The following is a 21,500-nucleotide window of genomic DNA, read 5'->3' as shown; positions in this document are numbered from 1 at the left end:
CACGTCACCTCACCCTCACGTTCTTGAGAAACAGGCGGTCATGATGACGAACCACACCTTCACGCGCAGAGGCGCGCTGGCACTGGGCGGCAGCACATTCGCCGGCCTGTTCCTGGCGGCCTGCGGCGGTACGGCCACCACGGCCGGCAGCACCTCCGGGAAACCGGTCGAGGGAGGGACCCTCACCATCGGGCTCGACGGGGAGCCCACGGTCGGCTTCGACCCGCAGGTGGCCCAGGCGTTCTTCGACCAGCAGATCGTCGCGCAGTTCTACGAGGGTCTGCTGAGCCTGGACAGCAAGGGGCAGATCAAGCCCGGTCTCGCCAAGAGCTACCAACAGGTGGACGCGACCACCCACCGTTTCACGCTCCGCGACGGGGTGACCTTCCACGACGGCACCAAGCTCACCACCGACGACGTGATCTTCAGCCTGGAGCGGCTGATGGACCCGGCGATCAAGTCGCCGTACACCCAGCAGTACCGGATCAAGACGGTCACCGCCGTGGACGCCAGTACCGTCGAGGTCAAGCTCAGCGCGCCGCAGCCGTCGCTGTACAACTTCCTGGCCCGGCCGTGGAGCGGGGCCATCATGAGCAAGAAGTGGACGACGGCCCAGAGCGCGAACCAGCTCAAGCAGTCGGAGAACGGCACCGGGCCCTTCTCGCTGAAGAAGTGGTCGAAGGGCATCTCCATCACGCTCTCCGGCTACAAGGGCTACTGGGACAAGCCGAAGCCGTATCTCGACACGGTGATCTACCGGCTCATCCCCGACGAGACCTCCCGGGTGGCCTCGCTGCGCTCCAACTCGGTGCAGCTGCTGTCCTTCCGCGATCTGCGCATGGTGAGCGACGTCAAGAGCACCAGCGGTGTCACCGAGGCGAACGGGCCCCTCGTCTCCAGTGTCTGGCTCAACATGAACACCCTCAGCGGCCCTCTCGCCGACAAGCGGGTGCGCCAGGCGTTCAACCTCGCCATCGACCGCGAGACCCTCATCAAGACGCTGGGCAGCGGCTCCGCGAGCCTCGGCTACGTCATCCCGCCGCAGGACCCGTACGGCACCACGCCCACGACCTCCGACCCGATGTACCAGCACGACCAGGCGAAGGCCAAGGATCTGCTCAAGGCCGCGGGCAAGAGCAGTGTCAGCATCGAACTGACCGCCCCGAGCGATTCCGCCTACGGCCCCGACATCTCCGCCCTGGAGCTGATGAAGGCGCAGCTGTCCAAGGTCGGCATCACCCTCAACCTCAAGCTCGTGCCGTTCGCGAGTGTCGTGCCGAAGGTGCTGTCCGGCGACTACACCGACATGATCATGCTGACCAGCGTCCTGAACGCCGACCCGAGCCAGTACCTCGACCTGTGGTTCGCCAAGGGCGGCCCGGCGACCAAGGTCAAGGACCAGCACCTGTGGGACCTGATGGCCGCCGCGAAGAGCGAGCAGGACAACGCCAAGCGGGTCACGCTCTACCATCAGCTCGCCCAGTACATCGCCGACGAGGCCTATCTGCTGGTGCCCTACGCCAAGGCGGTGCGCGGCGAGGCCTGGAGCAACCGGCTGCACGGCTACCAGCCCGACGCCACGGCGACCCGGCTCAACCTCAAGAACGCCTGGCTGACGTCGTGAAGGCGGACACCCTGACTCCCGCTCGGGCCGGTGCCGGAAAGGACGGCACCGACCCGGTCCTGGATGTCTCGGGACTGCGCATCGGGTTCGGCGGCTCGGACGTCGTCTCCGGTGTGGATCTCCGGGTCGAACAGGGCGAGGTGGTGGGCCTGATCGGCGAGAGCGGCTGCGGCAAGTCCAGTGTCGCGCTCGCCGCCATGGGGCTGCTGGGCCCGGGCGCCGACGTCCGGGCCGACCGGCTCGTGGCCTGCGGTACGGATCTTCTGGGCAGCGGCGACGCCGAGTTGGAGAGCCTGCGCGGCGACCGGGTGGCGATGGTCTTCCAGGAGCCGATGACCTCGCTGAACCCGTGCATGCGGGTCGGCAGGCAGGTCGCCGAGGTACTGCGGATCCACGGCAAGGCAGGCCGGAAGGAGGCGGAGGAGCGGGCGGTGGACCTGCTGCGGCTGGTGGAGATCCCCTCCCCGGAGCGCAGGGCCCGACAGTTCCCGCACGAGCTGTCCGGCGGGATGCGGCAGCGTGTGGTCATCGCCATCGCGATGGCGGGCAACCCGCGCCTCCTGCTGGCCGACGAACCGACGACCGCCCTGGACGTCACCGTGCAGGCGGAGATCCTGCGCCTGCTGCGCTCGCTCCAACAGGAGCACGGCATGGGCATGTTGCTCATCTCGCACGACCTCGGTGTCATCACCGCGATGTGCAGCCGGGTGCAGGTGATGTACGCCGGTCAGGCGGTGGAGTCCGGCACCGTCGACCAGGTGCTGAACGCGCCCCGGCATCCCTACACCCGGGCGCTGCTCGCGGCGGTGCCCCGGATGCGGGAGGGCGACGGCACCCCGCTGACCGCAATCCGCGGCCAACTCACCGACGACGCCCGCCGGTTGCCCGGCTGCCGCTTCGCGCCGCGCTGCCCGCTGGCCGCCGACGCCTGTACCGAGCCCCAGCCCTTGCGGCCCGTCGGCGACGGGTGGGTGTCGCGCTGCTGGCGTGACCTGGACGACGCCCCGACCGCAGCCGGAGGAAACGATGACTGAGACGCGGCCCGACCCGGCCGGGAGCGAGCCGTTGCTCGAACTCTCCGGCATCGGGCACGAGTTCGGGGGTCGCCCGGGCCGTTCCGGTGTCCGGGCGGTCGACGACATCACCCTCGCCCTGAGTCCCGGCGAGACGGTCGGCCTGGTCGGCGAGTCCGGGTGCGGCAAGAGCACGCTGGGCCGGATCGCCACCAGGCTGTACCGGCCCACGCGGGGCGCGGTGCGCTTCGAGGGCAAGGACATGACCCACAAGCCGAAGAGCGCCGACCTGAAGGCGTTCCGGCGTGCGGTGCAGATGGTGTTCCAGGATCCCAACGGCTCGCTGAACCCCAGGCTGCCGGTGGGCGCCAGCATCGAGGAACCGCTGCGCGCCCGGGGCGTGGCGCGCGCCGACCGGCGTACCCGCCTGGCGGAGGTCCTGGAGGAGGTCGGCCTCGACGCGTCGGCCGCCGCCCGCTATCCGCACGAGTTCTCCGGCGGTCAGCGCCAACGCCTCGCGCTGGCCCGGGCGTTGGCCCCGCAGCCGTCCGTGATCGTCCTCGACGAGCCGACGTCGGCGCTGGACGTCTCCATCCAGGCGCAGATCCTCAATCTGCTCCAGGAGATCCAACAGCGCGACCGCATCGCCTACTTGTTCATCTCGCACAACCTCGGTGTGGTCCGCCACCTCAGCGAGCGGGTCGCGGTGATGTACCTCGGGTCGATCGTCGAACTCGCCCCGGCGAAGGAGCTGTTCGGGGATCCGCAGCACCCGTACTCCATGGCGCTGCTCTCGTCCGTCCTGGAACCGGGCGACGACAACGCGCCGGGCGAACAGATCGTCCTCAAGGGCGAACTGCCCTCCCCCTCGGACATCCCGACGGGCTGCCCCTTCTCCTCCCGCTGCTGGCTGGCCGACGACCACTGCCGCAGCGAACGCCCCGCGCTCACCGAACAGACACCGGGCCATCTGACGGCATGTCACAAACCAGGGAGTCACTGATGTCGGACACACTGCGTCGCGGCTACGCACCCAGCCGCTTCGGTCAGTTGCACTATGTCGAGTGCGGCACGGGCGAGCCCGTACTGATGCTCCATCAGACGCCCCGATCCTGGACCGAGTACCTGGACGTGCTCCCCCGCGTCGGTGCCGTGCACCGGGCCATCGCCATGGACACCCTGGGCTTCGGCGCCTCCGCGAAACCCGACGAACCCCACTCGATCGAGCGCTGGGCGGACGCGGTGGACGACCTGGTCGATGAACTCGGCCTGGAACGCTTCCACTTGGTGGGCCACCACACCGGCGGGGTGATCGCGGTGGAGGTCGCCGCGCGCCACGGGAAACGGGTCGGGAGCCTGTTCCTGTCCGGCACCCCCTTCATCGACGACGAGAAGCGGCGCACGGTGCACTCGCGCAAGCCCGTCGACCATGTCGTCCCCCGCCCCGACGGCTCGCATCTGCTCGAACTGTGGAACCTGCGGCGCCCGTTCTACAAGGACGGCGAGGAGGCCGCCCTCAACCGGTTCATGGTCGACGCGCTGACCGTGCTGGACCGGGTGGAGGAAGGGCATGTGGCGGTCCGGGGCTCGATGATGGACCAGCGGCTGCCCCTCGTCACCGCCCGCACCCTCGCCGTCTGCGCCTCCGAGGACCACTTCTCGATGCCGGGCCTGGAGAAATTCGCGGACGCCGGCTGCGAGACGCTGGTCATCCCCGGCGGGCACGTCCCCGTGCCGGAGCAGTTGCCGGAGGAGTTCTCCCGGCACATCCTCGACTGGGTGGCGGCGGGATGACCACCGCCGGCACGGTCCGGGAGGGCGACGAGCGGCCCAACTCGGTGCTCGGCAAGGTGAGTCTCATCCTGTCGGCCTTCGGCGACGACGACTTCTCGCTGGGTCTCGCCGAGCTGCGGGACCGTACCGGCATCGCCAAGGCCACGGTCCACCGGCTCTGCCAGGAACTCGTCGCCACCGACTTCCTGGAACGGGACGGCTGCAACTACCGCCTCGGCGTACGGCTCTACGCGATGGGTCTGCGCTCCCCGCACCAGCGCACGCTGCGTGCGGCGGCCAGGCCCGTCATCGAGAGCCTCGCGCAGAGCCTCGACAACGCGGTGACCCTGGCGATCCCGCACGACTCCGAGCTGCTGTGCGTCGAGAACCTCGGCACCCACCGCAACCAGGCCCGCTCCACCGCCGACGGCAGACGCATGGAGCTGCACTGCACCGCCGCGGGCAAGCTCACCCTCGCGCTGCTCCCCGAGCAGTACCCGCTCGGGGAGGTGCTGCACTCGTTGGTCCGCCGCACCCCGCACACGCTCGGCCCCGCCCAACTGCCCGGCGAAATCCGCCGTATCCGGGAACAGGGCTACGCGATCGAGGTCGAGGAGAAGCGCCTCGGCTACCTGGCCGTCGCGGTGCCCGTACGTGGACGCGACGCCACCTACCTGGGCGCCCTGTCGGTCATCGCGCCCACGGCCGGCAGCAGGATCACCCGGCTGCTCTCGGCCCTCACCCAGGCATCGACCATCATCACGACCCGACTCGCCCGCTACGACTCCCTCCACGTTCCCCTCTAGGAACGGGCCCCGCACCGCTCGCGACCAGGGCCGCCACGACCCCCTCGGGGTTGTCCCCCATCATGTGGTGGCCCGCGTCGGGGACTTCCACGACCGGGATGCCCGCCTGCCGGACGGCGGGCTCGTCCACGTAGGGGCGGCTGCGGGCGCCGATCAGCATCACACGCGGCTGCGGAAGGCCGTAGAGGAGTTCCGCCGTTCCCGGGGTGGTCCCGGTCACCAGGCCTACGGCGCTGCGGTGCACGATCGCGGGGTCGGCCACGCGCATGCGGGCCGCGTAGCCGGGTTCGAGGCCCGCCAGGACCGTGCGGAATCCGTGGCCGACGAAGTCCGCCTCGCCGTATGCGGCGATGGCCCCGCTGAACAGGCCGCCGCCCGCGCGCAGGTTGGGCTCGGCGACGACGAGGCGGGAGACGAGGTCGGGGCGGGTCGCGGTGAGGACGATCGCGATCGCGCCGCCCATCGAGTGCCCGACGAGCACGGCGTCGGTGATCCCGCAGTGGTCGAGGACGGCGGCGACCGTCCCGGCATGGGCCTCCAGGGTGCCCGGGAAGTCCTTCGGGCGGTCGCTGTAGCCGTGGCCGAGGAGGTCGACGACGATCGCGCGTCCGCCGCGCAGGTCGGGGTGGGCGGCGATCCCCGCGAAGTCGGCGGAGCCCGCGCAGCCGAGGCCATGGAGGTACACCCGGGCGGGGCCCTCACCGGGAAGGTCGATCCAGCGCAGGTGGCCGTCGGCCTCGGGAAGGTACAGGGAGCGCATCTGTGGTCCTCGACAGCCTTGAGATATACGGACGTTGGTGCTCATCGCCAGACGCGCTCGCCGTCCGGTACCGCGAGGAGTTGGTGGGTGCCCTGGGGTTCGCGCAGGGGCACGACGCCGACGCAGCGGCCGTCGCGGTCCAGGAGGCGGCCCATGTGCTTGACCGTGCGCAGGACCACCGAGCGGTCGTCGATCACCAGCCGTGGCAGTCGGCGCGACAGATGCGCCTCGAAGGTGTGGACGTCGGCCAGGGCGCGCAGCCACACGTCGATCACCAGGTTGTGCGGTCCCGCCGTGATCGCGCAGGAGCGGACCTCGCGGACACTCGACAGGACCCGGCTGGTCTCCTCCAGGTACTGGGCGGGCACCGACGCGAAGTACACCGCCGACAGCGGCCAGCCGGACAGCGGCCGGGCCAGGTCGCAGCGCAGGCTGACCCGGGAGGCCAGCAGCGACTGGAGGCGGCGGCGCACCGTGGTGAGGCCGACTCCGGTGGCGGTCGCCAGGGCGCGGATCGACATCCGGCCGTCGGAGCTGAGCAGTTCGAGGAGGTGCGCGTCCAGGGAGTCCCAGGGCGCGGCGGGGCCGGTGCCCGTGTCGGGCGGTATGTCCGAGGCGTGGCTCGCCTCGATGCGGGCGCACTGGGCCGCGTCCAGGCTGCGCAGCCGCCAGCGGCTGCCCTCGGTGGGGACGCCGGTGGAGACGTGGGTGCGGGTGGCCCGTACGCCCGGGGTCTGCTGGAAGAGCCGGGTGGTGAGGTGGGCGAGTTCGTCGAGGTCCCTGGTCTGTACGGCGGTCACGATGTCCCGGCCGCCCGCGGTGATCTTGACGTTGGCCACGACGTGCTCGGCGGCGAGGGCGCGGGCCACCTCCTCGGCGACCCCCGGCTCGGTGTCGACCTCGACGATGCCGGTCACCACGATGCGGGAGTCCGACAGCCGTGGATAGGCGGTGACCCACGCGAGCCCCGCCTCCTCCAGCCGCTGCCAGCGCCGGGCGACCGTCACCGGGTTCACGCCGAGGACGTCACCCACCAGGGTCCACGGGGCCCGGGGGTGGATCTGCAACGCGTGCACGACCCCGCGGTCCAGTTCGTCGAGATCGGCGGCAGTGAATTCCTGCGCCTCCTGGGACGGCGCATTCCTGCGTGCCCGACTGAAATCGGGATCGGAAGCTGCACCGTGACCCGGCGTTGTCTCGTCCATTGCAGACTCCCTTTCGCCTGTTCCTGATACCGAGGTTCCCCACCCCAGAGGTTCCTGATACCGAGGAGTGATTCGGTCCCACCATGACGGATGCCATGACGCAAGAGAACTTTCGGACCGCTTTGCGCGTCGAGAACGCCCGCCTCGTCGACGGTACCGGTGCCGTCCCGGTGGCCGACGCCGTCGTCGTCGCGGACGCGGCGGGCACGCTCACGTACGCAGGACCTGCGGCTACGGCCCCGCCCGTGCCCGGTGACGGCTCGGCGGTCCGGATCATCGACGCGGGCGGCCGGACCGTGCTCCCCGGGTTCTTCGACTGCCACACCCACCTCGCGTACGCGCAGGGCTCGCCGCCCGGGCGGCGCGGCGAACTCGACCCGGTCCTCGTCACCTACGACACCGCGACCCGGCTGCGGCAGACCCTGGACGCGGGTATCACCACCGCCCGTGACCTGGGCGGACTGTCCGCCGGGTTCCGTACCGCCGTGGCGACCGGCCGGATCGTCGGGCCCCGGCTGCACACCGCCGTACGGATCATCAGCCACACCGGCGGCCACGCCGACTTCCGTCTCCTGGACGGCACGGACCTCAGCGGCGGCGAGATGGCCGAACTGGCCGACACCGTGGACGAGTCCCGGCTCGCGGTCCGCAGGATGCTGCGCGCGGGCGCCGACGTGATCAAGATCTGTGCGAGCGGTGGCATGGCCAGCCCCTACGACCAGCCCGAGGACGAGGGGCTGATGGAGGAGGAGATCCGGGCCGTGGTCGACGAGTGCCGGCGCCACGGCGGCAAACCGGTCGCCGCGCACGCGCAGGGCACCGCGGGCATCCTCAACGCGATCCGCGGCGGTGTCACCAGCATCGAGCACGGCTACGGCCTGGACGAGGAGGCGCTGGACCTGGCGGGCGAGCGGGGCACGTTCGTCGTACCGACGCTGTCCACGGTGTTCGCGGGCATCGACAGGGACCTGATGCCGGAGCACCACTACCAGAAGAAGGTCCGCTGGTCGGGCATCACCAAGGAGAACATCGCCCGTGCCATCGAGCAGGGCGCCCGGATCGCGCTCGGCACCGACGCGGCCGTCTGCCCGCACGGCCAGAACCTGCTGGAACTCCGCTTCCTCGTGGACCTGGGCATGGACCCCATGGCGGCGATCGTGGCCGGAACCCGTGTCTCCGCCGAGCTCCTGGGCCTGTCCGACCGGCTCGGCACCCTGACCGTCGGCAAGACCGCCGACCTGGTCATGTGCGAGGGCGACCCGCTCAAGGACATCGGCGTGCTGGGCGATCCCGGCAACATCGTGTGTGTCGTCCAGGACGGTGTCGTACGCAAGGATCTGCTGCCCCCGGCCGGGGCGCGCTGACGGCCTCACCGGCGGAGGGCCGGCAGGACCGAGGAGCCGATGGTCTCGATCAGGTCGGTGGGCGGGTCGTAGGAGCCGACGTGCTGGAGGAACACGTCGGTCACTCCCGAGGCGCGCAGGGTGCGGAGCCGTTCGGTGATCTGGGTGGGCGTGCCGAAGAGGCAGAACTCCTCGGCGAAGCGGACGGCCGTCTCGTCGCTGATCCAGGCCGAGCAGATCTCCACGGCCGCGTCCCAGTCCTCGGCGTGCACGAGGTCCGGGTAGACGCCCTCGACGGTCGCGGGGACGTCGACCTCGATACCGGCGAGGGCGAGGAAGGACGCGCCGCCGTTCTGGGCGATCGAGGCGCAGATCGGTTTGATCAGGCGGGCGTCGGCCTCGATGTCGTCGGTCACCTCGCAGAACGCGGACACCGTCACCGGGAGGGTCGCGGCGCTCCGGCCGGCCGCCTCGGCACCTTCCCGCACCTTGGCGGTGGCGGCGGCCAGGGTGCGCGGTGAGACCCCGCTGAGCAGGATGACCCCGTCGGCGATCTCCCCGGCGAGGCGCAGGTTCCGGGGTCCGCTCGCCGCCAGGTGCAGTGGCACGGACGGCTGCGGGTCGCGGAGCCGGGAGCGGACCTTGCCCTGGAAGTCCCACTCCTGCCCGTCCAGCAGGGCGCGCAGCATGGTCAGCCCCTCGCGCAGTGCCGCCGAGCCGGTCTGCGGCAGGCCCACGGGTCCCACGGAGCTGTTGCCCACGCCGAGGCCGAGGGTGAACCTGCCGGGCGCGAGTTCGGCGACGCTGCGCGCGGCCGACGCGACGACGGACGGGTGCCGGGTGGCCAGATTGGTGACGGCGGTGCCGAGGCCGATGCGCTCGGTGGCGAAGGCCGCGGCGGTGAGGGTGGTGAACACGTCCCGCCACAGCAACTGCGAGTCGGGGAACCACACTTGGTCGAAGCCCAGGTCCTCGGCCCGGCGCGCGGTCCGGGCCACCCGGTCCGCCCGGTCACAGGGCGGGACGCGCACGCCGATCCGCAGCGGTTCCTCGTCGACGTCCACCGGGTCGACGCCCACCGATATGTCGCAGTTCATGAAAAGGACCCTAGGGACGGACGAGGGGCCACCGAATAGCAGCGGTCCGCTCAGCGAGCCGCCGCCGGATTATGCGGCGGCGCTGCTGAATGCGATGACCGGGATCGGTTGGACGCGCGCGGCGGGCGCGGGCAGAGTTGGCGCGGTAAACCACATCGCAGATCCGGGGCGCTACGACAGCACGATGCGCTACCGCCGCACGGGCCGCTCGGGGCTCGACCTGCCCCTGCTCTCGCTGGGCTACTGGCACAACTTCGGTGACGACCGGCCGTTCGAGACCCAGCGCGAGATCGCGCTGCGCGCCTTCGACCTCGGCATCACCCACCACGACCTGGCGAACAACTACGGCCCGCCCTACGGCGCCGCCGAGTCCAACTTCGGCCGACTGCTGAAGCAGGACCTCGCGCCGTACCGGGACGAGCTGGTCGTCTCCACCAAGGCCGGCTGGGACATGTGGCCCGGCCCCTACGGCCAGGGCGGCGGCTCCCGCAAGTACGTGCTCGCCTCCCTCAACCAGTCCCTGAAGCGCACCGGCCTCGACTAGGTGGACATCTTCTACTCCCACCGCCTCGACGCGGGCACCCCGCTCGAAGAGACCATGGGCGCGCTGGACACCGCCGTCCGCCAGGGCAAGGCCCTCTACGTCGGCATCTCCTCCTACGACGCCGAGCGGTCCCGTCAGGCCGCCGCGATCCTCCGCGAGCTGGGCACACCGCTGCTCATCCACCAGCCGTCGTACAGCATGCTCAACCGTTGGATAGAGCACGACGGACTGCTCGACGCGGCGCGGGACGAGGGCTTCGGGGTCATCGGTTTCACGGCGCTGGCGCAGGGGCTGCTGACCGGGCGGTACCTGGACGGCATTCCGGAGGGCTCGCGGGCCGCGCAGGGCACGTCGTTCGACGCGGGCTGGCTGACCGAGGACATGGTGCGCCGGCTGCGCGCGCTGAACGACATCGCGGCCAAGCGCGGTCAGACCCTGGCGCAGATGGCGCTCGCCTGGGCGCTGCGCGACGAGCGGGTCACCTCGCTGGTGATCGGCGCCTCGCGCACGGAGCAGCTCGAACAGAACGTGGCCGCGCTCGACAACCTCGACTTCAGCGACGAGGAGCTGGCCGAGATCGACTCGTACGCCGTCGACGGCGGGGTGGATCTGTGGCGGGACGCGCGGACTGGGAAACTCGGCTGAGTCGCGAGGTGCCGGCCGGTACCTCCCAGGACACGGCGGAGGCATGGAGTACATGACAGTCGAGGGCACGGACGGAAGCGGTGGCGAGGGGATCGTCCCGACCACACAGGCGGTGCTGGAGTCGCTGACTCCCAGCGCGACCTTTCTCGTCGTCACCGTGGAGCCGGGTGGCGAGGAGACGGTACGCCAACTCCTCGGCGATCTGGGCGGGTTGATCCGGTCCATCGGGTTCCGTGCCCCGGGCGGACGCCTCAGCTGCGTCACCGGTGTCGGATCGGAGGCGTGGGACCGGCTGTTCGACGGTCCGCGCCCCGCCGAGCTGCACCCGTTCCGCGAACTCACCGGCGACCGCCACACCGCCGTCTCCACCCCGGGCGACCTGCTGTTCCACATCAAGGCCGTACGAGCCGACCTGTGCTTCGAGTTGGCCACCGAGATCATGGGCCGACTGGGCGGCGCGGCCTCCGTGCGGGACGAGGTGTCCGGGTTCCAGTACTTCGACCTGCGCGATCTGCTGGGCTTCGTCGACGGCACGGAGAACCCCGTCGGGCAGGTGGCCCGCCAGGCGGTGGTGGTCGGCGACGAGGACCCGGAGTTCGCGGGCGGCAGCTATGTGATCGTGCAGAAGTACCTGCACGACATGGCTGCTTGGAACTCTCTGACGGTGGAGCAGCAGGAACGGGTCGTCGGACGCACGAAGTTGACCAACATGGAGATGGACGACGACGTCAAACCGGCCGACTCGCACATCGCCCTCAACGTCATCACGGGCCCGGACGGCACCGAGCGGAAGATCCTGCGCGACAACATGCCCTTCGGCAGCGCGGGACAGGGAGAGTTCGGCACCTACTTCATCGGGTACGCCCGTACTCCCTCGGTCACGGAACAGATGCTGCGGAACATGTTCCTGGGCACGGACTCCGCGGCCCACGACCGCATTCTGGACTTCTCCACGGCCGTCACCGGGAGTCTCTTCTTCGTCCCCTCGGCGGACTTCCTGGACGACCTGCCCGCTCCCCCGGTTCTCCAGGACGAGCAACTTAAGTGAACGGTTAACCAGCCGTTGACACCCCCGTCCGCCGGGCGCCCAATGAGGCCCGGACACGGCGCCCGGCCGACCGGCCAACCGGCCAACCGGCCAACCGGCCAACCGACGTGCAGGACAGGGGGATTGCGGTATGCAGGTTCCCGCTCCGTTCGAGTACCAGCGGGTCGGCAGCGTCGGCGAGGCGGTCGCGCTGCTCGACCGGCTGGGCGACACCGCACGGCTGGTGGCCGGCGGGCACAGTCTGATCCCGATGATGAAGTTGCGGCTGGCCAACTTCGAGTACCTGATCGACATCAACGACCTGCACGACGAACTGGGTTACATCCGGGTCGAACCCGGACTGATCCGCATCGGCGCGATGACCCGCCACCGCGAACTCCTGGAGTCGGACGAACTCGCCGCCGCCTTCCCGGTGTTCCGCGACGCCGAGCGCGTCATCGCCGACCCCGTGGTGCGCAACCGGGGCACGCTCGGCGGCTCCCTCTGCCAGGCCGACCCGTCCGAGGACCTCTCCGCGGTGTGCACCACGCTCGACGCCAGTTGCGTGATCCAGGGCGTGGACGGCCAACGGGTCGTGTCCATGGAGGACTTCCACCGGGGGCCGTACGAGACCGCCGTCGGTGACGCGGAGATCCTCACCGAGGTCCGCTTCCCGGTCCGCCCGAACGGCTCCAGCGCGTACGAGAAGGTCGAACGCCGAGCCGGTGACTGGGCGGTGGTCTCGGCCGGCGCCGCGGTGTGGCTGGACGGCGACGGACTGATCGCGGACGCCCGGGTCGGGCTCGCCGCCGTGGGACCCAACACGGCGGGCATCCCCGGTATCGCCGACGCCTTGCGTGGCCGGCGCCCGACCGAGGAACTGTACGGACAGGGCGGGGACATCGCCGCCGAGGCCTCCTCCCCCGTGACCGACCGGCGCGGCAGCGCCGAGTACAAGCGCCATCTGGCAAGGGAGTTGACCGTGCGCGTGCTGCGCCGGTCGGTGGCCCGCATCGACGGACAGGAGGTGTGATCGTGCAGGTCAGTATGGTCGTCAACGGCGAAGAGGTCACCCGGGAGATAGAGGGGCGGCTGCTGCTGGTCCACTTCCTGCGCGACCACCTCCGGCTCACCGGCACCCACTGGGGGTGCGACACCAGCAACTGCGGTACGTGCGTGGTGTGGTTGGACGGCGAACCGGTCAAGTCCTGCACCGTCCTTGCCGCGATGGCGGGCGGACACGAAGTGCGCACCGTCGAGGGCTTGGAACAGAACGGTGAACTCGACCCGGTACAGCGCGGGTTCGTCGAGTGCCACGGCCTCCAGTGCGGCTTCTGCACGCCCGGCATGATGATGACGGCCCGCGCGCTGCTGGACCGCAATCCCGACCCGTCCGACACGGAGATCCGGGAGGCGATCTCCGGGCAGATCTGCCGCTGCACCGGTTACGCGACCATCGTCCGCTCGGTCCGGTGGGCGGCGGCCGAGGAGGCGGGCACCCGAACGTCCCTGGAAACACCGACCACTTCGGTCTCTGGAGGCGCGTCATGACCGCCGTCTCCGAGAACGGCCACCGCACCGCGTTCGTCGACAACGACAAGAAACCCTGCGGCCACGGCCGGATGCTCCGCAAGGAGGACCCGCGCTTCGTCCGCGGCAAGGGCCGCTACGTCGACGACCTGGACCTCCCCGGCATGCTCCATCTGGCCATCCTGCGCTCGCCGTTCGCGCACGCTCGTGTCCTCTCCGTCGACACCACGCTCGCCGAGGCCCACCCGAAGGTCCGCCTGGTCGTCACCGGCGCGATGCTCGCCGAGAAGGGCCTGGCGTGGATGCCGACCCTCTCGAACGACGTGCAGGCGGTCCTGGCCACCGACAAGGTCCGCTTCCAGGGCCAGGAGGTCGCCTTCGTCGTAGCGGAGGACCGCTACGCGGCGCGGGACGCCCTGGAGTTGATCGACGTCGAGTACGAACCCCTCGACCCGGTGATCGACGTCCGCACCGCCCTCTCCCCCGACGCGCCCGTCATCCGCGACGACCTGGAGGGCAAGGCCGACAACCACTGCTTCGACTGGGAGACCGGCGACGAGGCCGAGACCGAGGCCGTCTTCGCCCGCGCGGACGTCGTGGTCACCGAGGACATCGTCTACCCGCGCGTCCACCCCGCGCCGATGGAAACGTGCGGCGCGGTAGCGGACTTCGACCAGGTCGACGGCCGCCTCACCCTCTGGTCCACCACCCAGGCCCCGCACGCCCACCGCACCCTCTACGCGATCGTCGCCGGACTCCCGGAGCACAAGATCAGGGTGATCTCCCCCGACATCGGCGGCGGCTTCGGCAACAAGGTGCCGATCTACCCGGGTTACGTGTGCGCGATCGTCGGTTCACTCCTCACCGGCAAGCCGGTGAAGTGGATGGAGGATCGCGCGGAGAACCTCATCAGCACCGGCTTCGCCCGCGACTACGTGATGCGCGGCGAGATAGCGGCCACCCGTGACGGCCGTATCCTCGCCGTCCGCACCCAAGTCCTCGCCGATCACGGCGCGTTCAACGGCACGGCCGCGCCCGTGAAGTACCCGGCCGGCTTCTTCGGTGTCTTCACCGGCAGCTACGACATCGAGGCCGCCCACTGCAAGATGACCGCCGTCTACACCAACAAGGCACCCGGCGGGGTCGCTTACGCCTGCTCGTTCCGCATCACCGAGGCCGTCTACCTGATCGAGCGGATCGTCGACTGCCTCGCCTACGAACTCGCCATGGACCCGGTCGAGTTGAGGATGAAGAACTTCATCCGCCCCGAACAGTTCCCCTTCCGCACCAAGACGGGCTGGGTCTACGACTCCGGCAACTACGCGCCCACCATGGAACTGGCCAAGGAACTCGCCGGCTACGACGCCCTGCGCGCCGAGCAGGCCGAGAAGCGGGCCCGCGGTGAACTCATGGGCATCGGCGTCTCGTTCTTCACCGAGGCGGTCGGCGCGGGCCCCCGCAAGGACATGGACATCCTCGGCCTCGGCATGGCCGACGGCTGCGAACTGCGGGTGCATCCGACCGGGAAGGCGGTCGTACGACTCTCGGTGCAGTCGCAGGGCCAGGGGCACGAGACGACGTTCGCGCAGATCGTCGCCGAGGAGCTCGGCATCCCGCCGCAGGACATCGACGTGGTGCACGGCGACACCGACCAGACCCCGTTCGGCCTCGGCACCTACGGCAGCCGGTCCACCCCCGTCTCGGGTGCCGCCGCCGCGCTGGTCGCCCGCAAGGTGCGGGACAAGGCACGGCTGATCGCCTCCGGAATGCTGGAGGTGTCGGTCGCCGACCTGGAGTGGGAGAAGGGTTCCTTCCATGTCGCGGGCGACCCGGAGGCCTCGGTCACCATCCAGGCCATCGCGATGCGGGCACACGGCGCGGGCGATCTGCCCGAGGGCGTGGAGGGCGGTCTGGAGGCGCAGATCTGCTACAACCCGGAGAACCTCACCTATCCGCACGGCGCCTATATCTGCGTCGTCGACATCGACCCGGGCACGGCGAAGGTGACCGTCCGCCGCTTCGTCGCGGTCGACGACTGCGGCACCCGTATCAACCCGATGATCATCGAGGGGCAGGTGCACGGCGGCCTCACCGACGGCGTCGGCATGGCGCTGATGGAGATGATCTCCTTCGACGAGGACGGCAACTGCCTGAGCGGCTCGCTGATGGACTATCTGATCCCCACCTCGCTCGAAGTCCCGGACTGGGAGACCGGGTTCACCGTCACGCCGTCCCCGCACCACCCCATCGGCGCCAAGGGGGTCGGCGAGTCCGCGACGGTCGGCTCGCCGCCCGCGATCGTCAACGCGGTGGTCGACGCCCTGAAGCCGTACGGCATCCGGCACGCGGACATGCCGCTCACACCCTCGCGGGTGTGGGAGGCGATGCAGGGCCGACCGACCCCGCCGATCTGAAGGTGGCTGTGATGACCGGCAAGTTGAGTGCCCGCGCGCTCGAACTCACCGAGCGGCGCGTGCCGTTCGTCCACGCACGCGTGGTCCGCGCCCAGGCGCCCGCCTCGGCGCACCCGGGCGACGAGGCCATCGTCCACGGCGACGGCACCATCGACGGCTTCGTCGGCGGCCAGTGCGCCGAGGGCTCCGTGCGTACGGCCGCGCTCGGCGCCCTGCACGACGGCGGACCGCTGCTGCTGCGCGTTCTGCCGCAGGGGGACGCCGAGTTCCCCGAGACACCCGGGGCGCGGGTCGTCATCAACCCCTGCCTGTCCGGCGGGGCGTTGGAGATCTTCCTGGAGCCGGTGCTGCCGCCACCGCTGATCGAGGTCGTCGGGACCACGCCCGTGGCGGAGGCCTGCGTCGCGTTCGCCGCCCTGCTCGGTTACGCCACGGCCCGCTCGCTGCCGGAAGGACCGCCCTCCGACCACACCGCCGCCGTGATCGTGGCCGGGCAGGGCAGGGGCGACGCGGAGTCCCTACGCGCCGCCCTGGACGCGGGTGTCGGCCATATCGCCCTGGTCGCGAGCCACCGCCGCGCCGCCGCCCTCCTCGACGAACTCGGCCTGACGGAGCCGGAACGGGCCCGTGTCCAGGCTCCCGCCGGACTGGACATCGGCGCCCGTACGCCACCCGAGATCGCGCTGTCGATCCTCGCGGACGTGGTGCGGGTCGTCCATGCGACGAAGGCCGCCGTGCCCGAGCGTCCTGCCCAGGCCGTGGACCCGGTGTGCGGAATGACCGTCACCGTGAGCGCCGACACTCCCCATCTCGCCACCGGGGAAGGCGAGTTCTGGTTCTGCGGGACCGGCTGCCGGGACCGCTGGTCCACAGGTGCCACGGGGTGAGCGCACTCTTCAAGGACGCCGACGACGTACGGCGGCGGCTCGGCGAGGTCGGCCACCTCGTCGACGACGGCACGGCGACCGCGCTCCTCCTCGCCACGCTGCTCGACCGGCCGCTGCTGCTGGAGGGCGAGCCGGGCGTGGGCAAGACCAGTGCCGCGAAGGCCCTCGCCAAGGCCCTGGGCACGCCGCTGATCCGGCTCCAGTGCTACGAGGGGCTGACGGCGGGCGAGGCGCTGTACGAGTGGAACTACCAGCGCCAGTTGCTGGCCGTCCGGCTCACCGAGGCGCACGGGCGCGAACTGTCCGACGCCGACCTGTTCAGCGAGGAATTCCTGCTCGACCGGCCCCTGTTGCGGGCGGTCCGCCATCAAGGTCCATTGCCGCCCGTGCTGTTGATCGACGAGATCGACCGGGCCGACGACGAGTTCGAGGCCCTGCTCTTCGAGTTCCTGGGCGAACGGTCCATCACTGTCCCGGAGTTGGGCACCTTCACCGCCGTACGACCGCCCGTCGTGGTGCTGACCTCCAACCGCAGCCGGGAACTCCACGACGCGCTGCGCAGGCGCTGCCTCTACCACTGGATCGACTTCCCCACCCCTGAACGCACGGCGGAGATCCTGCGCCGCACGGTACCGGCCGCGAACGAGCCGCTGATCGCGTCGACCACCGAATTCATCGGCCGGGTACGGGAGTTGGACCTCGACAAGGCGCCCGGCATGGCGGAGGCCATCGACTGGGTCTCCGCCCTGGCGGCCCTGCGGGTCGCGCGGCTGGCCCGTGACGACATCGTCCGCACGCTCAGCACGGTCGCCAAGAGCCCCGACGACCGCATCGCCGTCGTCGGGGCCCTCGACGCACTCGGCTATCCCGAAGAAGCGAGGAGACCATGAAGATCGACAACGAGTTCAGCGTCGGTGTGCCGGTCGAGCGGGCGTGGCAGGCCCTCACCGATCTGGAGGCCCTCGCCCCGTGCATGCCCGGCGCCGAACTCACCGGCGTCGACGGCGACGTCCACCGGGGCAAGGTCAGGGTCAAAGTCGGGCCCATGGTCAGCCAGTTCGCGGGCACGGCACGCTTCGTGGAGCGGGACGAGGCCGCCCATCACGCCGTGATCAGCGCGGCCGGGAAGGACATGCGCGGCGGCGGCAACGCGTCCGCGACGGTCGACGCCCGGCTGCGCGGCGAGGGCACGAGCACGGTCGTGACGGTCAGCACGGACCTCAACATCAGCGGCAGGCTGGCCCAGTTCGGCAGCGGCATGATCAAGGAGATCTCGGAGAAGCTGTTCGCGCAGTTCGTGGCGAACGTGGAGACGCAACTGCTGGCGAACGTGGAAGCTCAGCCGCTGGCGACGCAGGAGGCGCCAACGGCGGAGACGGAACCGGTCTCCGTGGCGCCGCCGCCGGCCGAACCGCTGAACCTGATGCAGGTGGCCGGCACGTCCGTGTACAAGCGGCTGATCCCCGCTGTCGTCGCGGCAGTCGTCATCGCGGTGGTGGTCTATCTCCTGGTCCGATGACACCAACTGGCCCTCTGCTGCCCGCCGTCGACCGGGCGGCCTTCGCCACCGCGCTGGCCACCCGGCTCAGGGAGCACGGCGTCCCGGTGGGCCCGACCGCCGTCCGGGACTTCGTGCTGGCGCTGGCCGCGGTCCCGCCCGGGACACGGACGTCGCTGTACTGGACGGCCCGCGTCACCCTCGTACGCGACCATCCCCAACTGGCCCGCTTCGACGAGGTCTTCGACGCGGTGTTCGGCCAGTCCGTGCTCGCCCTCGACCCGAACGCGCGCCGCAATGGGCACGACGCGTGGGCCGAAGGCCAGGACTCCGGGGGCACCGACTCTCACGGCAGCGCCCCCGTCGGGGGTTCCGGTCTGCCGTGGGTGACCCTGCCGCCCGCCGTGGACACCGCCGACCACAGTGCGGACCACGTCCTCACCGTCCCCGAGCGGCTACCGAGCGATCTGGCGGCAGCGGTGGACACACCGTTCGGTGAACTGAGCGCGGAACAGGCCGAGTTGCTCGGCCGCTGGCTGGAGTCGCGGCTGCGGGAGTGGCCCGTGCGCCGCACCCGACGCCTCGCCGTACGGACGGGCGGTCGTCGGGTGGCGGTCCGGGAGACGGTGGCGCAGGCCCGACGCACCGGTTGGGAGCCGGTACGGCTGGTCCGGGCGGGGCCGGTGGACCGGCCGCGCCGGGTCGTGGTGCTGTGCGACGTGAGCCGCTCGATGCAGGCCCAGGCGGTGGCGTATCTGTACCTGATGCGCGCCCTCGCGGTGGCGACCCGTGCCGAAGTCTTCGCGTTCGCCACGTCGTTGACCCGGCTCACGCCGGTGCTCGCCCACCACTCGGCACGGGAGGCGTTCAACGAGGCGACCGAGCGGGTCACCGACCGCTTCGGCGGCACCCGCATCGCCCACTGCCTGGGCACACTCCTCGCCTCGCACCACGGCGGCACCCTGCGCGGCGCGGTCGTACTGATCGCCTCGGACGGCTGGGACGGCGATCCCCCGCACCACCTGGCCACGGCCATGGCCAGACTGCGCCGCCGCGCCCACACGGTGATCTGGCTCAACCCCCGCGCCGCGGCCTCCGGCTTCATTCCCCGCACGACGACGATGACGGCGGCAATGCCGTACATCGACCTGCTCCTACCGGCCGACAGCTTCGGCGCGCTGCTGCGGGTGCCCGATGAAATCGCACGGCTCGATAAGCGCCCCAAACGGGCGCGGGGAACTGCGCGCCCAGCCCCCACCGGCCCGCAGTCGAAGAACCCACCCCCTCAACTCCACAACGTCACATGAATAGCCGGCCGAAACCGCCCTGCCGTAACCCCCGCCCCCCGCAACATCGCCTGCGTAGCCCGAGGCGTAGTGACAAACCGCCGCAACTCCGCGGCAGCGGCGGGCGCTTCACGGTCGGGAAGCGTGAGCAGATTCCACGAACCGCGCGCGGGCAGTTGGGGCCCGTTCAGCCGACGGAGGTCACCCTCGGCAAGATCCTTCGTCACGGCGAAGGCGACCGCGAGAGCAACTCCCTTGCCCCGCTTGGCCTCGTCGACGGACGCGGCATGACTCTGAAAGATCCGCTGGTTGTGTTCCGGGATACCCAGCCGCCGCAGCACCGACGGCACCATCCCCGTCCGCCCGACCGCCGAGGGCCCCAACAGCCAGGTCTGCCCCCGCAGTTCGGCCGCACCGACACTCGCCGAGGTGGCCAGCGGGTGGTCGGACCCCACCACAGCGATCACCTGGTAGTTGAGGAAGTGCGTGCAGGTCATCGTGTCGTGGAGGGTGGCCGGGCGGGGTCCGATCGCCACGTCGACGGAGCGGTTGAGCAGCAGGGGGGCGAAGTTCTGCGGGCCGTGCACGCTCAGTTCGACGTCGAGATCGTCGGCGCGCCCCGCGAACAGTTCGATCAGGCCGGGCGCGGCATGTTCCGCGAACAGACTCGACGCGGCGACACGCAGCAACCTCCGCCCGGTACCGGCCTGTTGGACTTCGAGAATCGTCCGGTCCTGGAGTCCCAGCAGTTCGGCGGCCCGGCTGGCCAGCCGTAGCCCGCCGGGGGTGAACGCGAGCCCGTTGGCGGTGCGGGCGAAGAGCTTGTCGCCGAGTTCTCTGCGGAGATGGGCGATGTGGATCGACACGGCCGACTCGGTCACGGCGAGGTCGGCCGCGGCGGCCTTCACGGAACCGAGGCGGACGGTCGCTGCGAAGGCCCGTAATTGTGCCGGGGTCAACCGGAACCTCCCGCACTCACCACGGGTGCCCATTCACCTGTGCCGTGGACCTCAAATTAGCGCACCTGTTCGCCGGGAGCCATGGTCGCGCCGAGAGCCGCGGGGACACAGGAAAGGCACAGGCGGGAGAGTTCAGCGGTGCGCCAAAGGCCGTACATCGCAAGGGTGTTGACGTGCACACATCGGCCTGCGATGGTCTGGACCTGGCGCAGCCAGTAGCGCCCCCACCGCCAAGAACTGGAGCCAGCGTGCCTGATCTGACACCCCCCACCGACAGCCCGGCGAGAGCCCCGAAGTCCCGCGGCCGGCGCCTGCGCCGCTCCGCCGTCGTCACCGTCCTCGGTGCGCTCGCCCTCGTGGTCGGCCAGGCGACGGCCGCCCAGGCCAATGTCCTCACCCTGCTCCCGCAGAACGCCGACGGCCTGGAGCAGACCTTCTCCCCGGCCTACGACTACGACGGCGACGGCTGCTACGCCACGGCCGCCATCGGTCTGGACGGCACCATCAACCCCGGGCTGAAGCTCGGCGGCGACGTCAACGGGCACTGCCACGACATGGCCCAGCTCAACAACGCCAACACGTACTCCCGCGAGAAGTGCAACAACGACTGGTGTGCGGTGATGTACGCAAGCTACTTCGAGAAGGACCAGGTCACCCTGGGTCCGGCGGCGATCGGCCACACCCACGACTGGGAGCACGTCGTGGTGTGGATCAAGGACAACACGGTCCAGTACGTGTCGGTGTCGCAGCACTCCGCCTACCAGGTGTCGGCGGCCTCGGGGGTGCGCTTCGACGGCACACACCCCAAGATCGTCTACCACAAGGACGGCATCGGCTCGCACGACTTCCGCTTCGCCAACACGAACGACGAGCCCGCGGAGAACGCCACCGGCAACTGGTTCTACCCGCGTCTGGTGGGCTGGAACGGCTACCCGGCGGGCCTCAAGGACAAGCTCCTGGCCGCGGACTTCGGTTCGGCCACGCTGAAGATCAGGGACGTGGACTTCAACTACGCCCTGTCCATCGCGAAGCCGTCCGGCATCTCGTTCGACCCGAACGCGTGATGTCGGCCCGGCCTCGGAGTCGGTG

At 70.5% G+C, this 21,500-nt stretch carries 19 protein-coding genes and 1 pseudogene; 16 read left to right on the top strand and 4 right to left on the bottom strand.

The annotated features are described in order from the left end of the window. The first annotated feature begins 40 nt into the window (after nucleotides 1-40). The 5 genes from ACWIHT_RS36420 to ACWIHT_RS36400 are packed head-to-tail and all read left to right on the top strand — an operon-like array spanning nucleotide 41 to nucleotide 5,216. A complete protein-coding gene (locus tag ACWIHT_RS36420; RefSeq protein ID WP_456172647.1) occupies nucleotides 41-1,624 on the top strand; it encodes an ABC transporter substrate-binding protein in 1,584 nt (527 codons plus the stop codon). Continuing rightward, nucleotides 1,621-2,658: an ABC transporter ATP-binding protein gene (locus ACWIHT_RS36415; protein ID WP_456172645.1), complete on the top strand. Its 1,038-nt coding sequence runs from the start codon at nucleotides 1,621-1,623 to the stop codon at nucleotides 2,656-2,658. Before ACWIHT_RS36420 ends, ACWIHT_RS36415 begins: the two co-directional genes overlap by 4 nt. Then, entirely contained in the window at nucleotides 2,651-3,640 is a 990-nt protein-coding gene (locus tag ACWIHT_RS36410) for an ABC transporter ATP-binding protein (RefSeq protein ID WP_456172643.1), read from the top strand. Before ACWIHT_RS36415 ends, ACWIHT_RS36410 begins: the two co-directional genes overlap by 8 nt. Continuing rightward, nucleotides 3,640-4,431, top strand: coding sequence for an alpha/beta fold hydrolase (locus ACWIHT_RS36405; RefSeq protein WP_456172642.1), 792 nt, complete (start codon nucleotides 3,640-3,642; stop codon nucleotides 4,429-4,431). Before ACWIHT_RS36410 ends, ACWIHT_RS36405 begins: the two co-directional genes overlap by 1 nt. Then, nucleotides 4,428-5,216: an IclR family transcriptional regulator gene (locus tag ACWIHT_RS36400; RefSeq protein WP_456172641.1), complete on the top strand. Its 789-nt coding sequence runs from the start codon at nucleotides 4,428-4,430 to the stop codon at nucleotides 5,214-5,216. Before ACWIHT_RS36405 ends, ACWIHT_RS36400 begins: the two co-directional genes overlap by 4 nt. Here the strand turns inward: ACWIHT_RS36400 and ACWIHT_RS36395 are convergent. Together ACWIHT_RS36395 and ACWIHT_RS36390 are read right to left on the bottom strand one after the other, a co-directional pair. Beyond that, the gene (locus ACWIHT_RS36395) at nucleotides 5,170-5,976 is read right to left on the bottom strand and encodes an alpha/beta fold hydrolase (protein ID WP_456172639.1); all 807 of its coding nucleotides are present in this window, start codon (nucleotides 5,974-5,976) and stop codon (nucleotides 5,170-5,172) included. The two genes, ACWIHT_RS36400 and ACWIHT_RS36395, sit on opposite strands and share 47 nt — an antisense overlap. A gap of 41 nt (nucleotides 5,977-6,017) precedes the next feature. Continuing rightward, on the bottom strand, nucleotides 6,018-7,181 hold the full coding sequence (locus tag ACWIHT_RS36390) for an Lrp/AsnC family transcriptional regulator (protein ID WP_456172638.1): 1,164 nt from the start codon (nucleotides 7,179-7,181) through the stop codon (nucleotides 6,018-6,020). A gap of 83 nt (nucleotides 7,182-7,264) precedes the next feature. On the opposite strand from ACWIHT_RS36390, the gene ACWIHT_RS36385 reads away from it, so the two are divergent. Then, on the top strand, nucleotides 7,265-8,545 hold the full coding sequence (locus ACWIHT_RS36385) for an amidohydrolase family protein (RefSeq protein WP_456172637.1): 1,281 nt from the start codon (nucleotides 7,265-7,267) through the stop codon (nucleotides 8,543-8,545). Nucleotides 8,546-8,550: 5 nt separating this feature from the next. On the opposite strand, the gene ACWIHT_RS36380 is transcribed toward ACWIHT_RS36385, so the two are convergent. After that, the gene (locus tag ACWIHT_RS36380; protein WP_456172635.1) at nucleotides 8,551-9,621 is read right to left on the bottom strand and encodes an LLM class flavin-dependent oxidoreductase; all 1,071 of its coding nucleotides are present in this window, start codon (nucleotides 9,619-9,621) and stop codon (nucleotides 8,551-8,553) included. Between the two features lie 94 nt (nucleotides 9,622-9,715). Here ACWIHT_RS36380 and mgrA point away from each other — a divergent pair. From mgrA to ACWIHT_RS36335, 9 genes and pseudogenes are all read left to right on the top strand, one after another. Next, nucleotides 9,716-10,810: pseudogene (mgrA, locus tag ACWIHT_RS36375) on the top strand (L-glyceraldehyde 3-phosphate reductase). A gap of 43 nt (nucleotides 10,811-10,853) precedes the next feature. Continuing rightward, on the top strand, nucleotides 10,854-11,858 hold the full coding sequence (locus tag ACWIHT_RS36370) for a Dyp-type peroxidase (protein WP_456172634.1): 1,005 nt from the start codon (nucleotides 10,854-10,856) through the stop codon (nucleotides 11,856-11,858). Nucleotides 11,859-11,988: 130 nt separating this feature from the next. Further along, the gene (locus ACWIHT_RS36365) at nucleotides 11,989-12,870 is read left to right on the top strand and encodes an FAD binding domain-containing protein (RefSeq protein WP_456172633.1); all 882 of its coding nucleotides are present in this window, start codon (nucleotides 11,989-11,991) and stop codon (nucleotides 12,868-12,870) included. Further along, nucleotides 12,867-13,388, top strand: a complete 522-nt coding sequence (locus tag ACWIHT_RS36360) for a (2Fe-2S)-binding protein (protein WP_456172631.1) — start codon at nucleotides 12,867-12,869, stop codon at nucleotides 13,386-13,388. Before ACWIHT_RS36365 ends, ACWIHT_RS36360 begins: the two co-directional genes overlap by 4 nt. After that, the gene (locus tag ACWIHT_RS36355; RefSeq protein ID WP_043662544.1) at nucleotides 13,385-15,781 is read left to right on the top strand and encodes an aerobic carbon-monoxide dehydrogenase large subunit; all 2,397 of its coding nucleotides are present in this window, start codon (nucleotides 13,385-13,387) and stop codon (nucleotides 15,779-15,781) included. Before ACWIHT_RS36360 ends, ACWIHT_RS36355 begins: the two co-directional genes overlap by 4 nt. Nucleotides 15,782-15,792: 11 nt before the next feature. Further along, nucleotides 15,793-16,668, top strand: coding sequence for an XdhC family protein (locus ACWIHT_RS36350; RefSeq protein WP_456172630.1), 876 nt, complete (start codon nucleotides 15,793-15,795; stop codon nucleotides 16,666-16,668). Continuing rightward, nucleotides 16,665-17,558, top strand: a complete 894-nt coding sequence (locus ACWIHT_RS36345) for an AAA family ATPase (protein WP_456172628.1) — start codon at nucleotides 16,665-16,667, stop codon at nucleotides 17,556-17,558. Before ACWIHT_RS36350 ends, ACWIHT_RS36345 begins: the two co-directional genes overlap by 4 nt. Next, nucleotides 17,555-18,187: an SRPBCC family protein gene (locus ACWIHT_RS36340; protein ID WP_456172627.1), complete on the top strand. Its 633-nt coding sequence runs from the start codon at nucleotides 17,555-17,557 to the stop codon at nucleotides 18,185-18,187. Before ACWIHT_RS36345 ends, ACWIHT_RS36340 begins: the two co-directional genes overlap by 4 nt. Continuing rightward, nucleotides 18,184-19,473: a vWA domain-containing protein gene (locus tag ACWIHT_RS36335; protein ID WP_456172625.1), complete on the top strand. Its 1,290-nt coding sequence runs from the start codon at nucleotides 18,184-18,186 to the stop codon at nucleotides 19,471-19,473. Before ACWIHT_RS36340 ends, ACWIHT_RS36335 begins: the two co-directional genes overlap by 4 nt. On the opposite strand, the gene ACWIHT_RS36330 is transcribed toward ACWIHT_RS36335, so the two are convergent. After that, the gene (locus ACWIHT_RS36330) at nucleotides 19,452-20,411 is read right to left on the bottom strand and encodes a LysR family transcriptional regulator (protein WP_456172624.1); all 960 of its coding nucleotides are present in this window, start codon (nucleotides 20,409-20,411) and stop codon (nucleotides 19,452-19,454) included. The two genes, ACWIHT_RS36335 and ACWIHT_RS36330, sit on opposite strands and share 22 nt — an antisense overlap. Nucleotides 20,412-20,722: 311 nt before the next feature. On the opposite strand from ACWIHT_RS36330, the gene ACWIHT_RS36325 reads away from it, so the two are divergent. Further along, nucleotides 20,723-21,475, top strand: a complete 753-nt coding sequence (locus ACWIHT_RS36325) for an NPP1 family protein (RefSeq protein WP_456172752.1) — start codon at nucleotides 20,723-20,725, stop codon at nucleotides 21,473-21,475. Nucleotides 21,476-21,500: the final 25 nt, after the last annotated feature.

It is taken from the genome of Streptomyces sp. NPDC002276 (genome assembly GCF_053891435.1).
Note: the sequence above shows the minus strand (reverse complement) of the source record. Positions and strands in the feature narration are given on the sequence as shown.

Coding starts and splice junctions, on each gene's coding strand:
- ACWIHT_RS36420 (WP_456172647.1), top strand. CDS start 41: ATGATGACGAACCACACCTTCACGCGCAGAGGCGCGCTGGCACTGGGC.
- ACWIHT_RS36410 (WP_456172643.1), top strand. CDS start 2,651: ATGACTGAGACGCGGCCCGACCCGGCCGGGAGCGAGCCGTTGCTCGAA.
- ACWIHT_RS36405 (WP_456172642.1), top strand. CDS start 3,640: ATGTCGGACACACTGCGTCGCGGCTACGCACCCAGCCGCTTCGGTCAG.
- ACWIHT_RS36400 (WP_456172641.1), top strand. CDS start 4,428: ATGACCACCGCCGGCACGGTCCGGGAGGGCGACGAGCGGCCCAACTCG.
- ACWIHT_RS36395 (WP_456172639.1), bottom strand. CDS start 5,976: ATGCGCTCCCTGTACCTTCCCGAGGCCGACGGCCACCTGCGCTGGATC.
- ACWIHT_RS36390 (WP_456172638.1), bottom strand. CDS start 7,181: ATGGACGAGACAACGCCGGGTCACGGTGCAGCTTCCGATCCCGATTTC.
- ACWIHT_RS36385 (WP_456172637.1), top strand. CDS start 7,265: ATGACGGATGCCATGACGCAAGAGAACTTTCGGACCGCTTTGCGCGTC.
- ACWIHT_RS36380 (WP_456172635.1), bottom strand. CDS start 9,621: ATGAACTGCGACATATCGGTGGGCGTCGACCCGGTGGACGTCGACGAG.
- ACWIHT_RS36370 (WP_456172634.1), top strand. CDS start 10,854: ATGGAGTACATGACAGTCGAGGGCACGGACGGAAGCGGTGGCGAGGGG.
- ACWIHT_RS36365 (WP_456172633.1), top strand. CDS start 11,989: ATGCAGGTTCCCGCTCCGTTCGAGTACCAGCGGGTCGGCAGCGTCGGC.
- ACWIHT_RS36355 (WP_043662544.1), top strand. CDS start 13,385: ATGACCGCCGTCTCCGAGAACGGCCACCGCACCGCGTTCGTCGACAAC.
- ACWIHT_RS36350 (WP_456172630.1), top strand. CDS start 15,793: ATGACCGGCAAGTTGAGTGCCCGCGCGCTCGAACTCACCGAGCGGCGC.
- ACWIHT_RS36340 (WP_456172627.1), top strand. CDS start 17,555: ATGAAGATCGACAACGAGTTCAGCGTCGGTGTGCCGGTCGAGCGGGCG.
- ACWIHT_RS36335 (WP_456172625.1), top strand. CDS start 18,184: ATGACACCAACTGGCCCTCTGCTGCCCGCCGTCGACCGGGCGGCCTTC.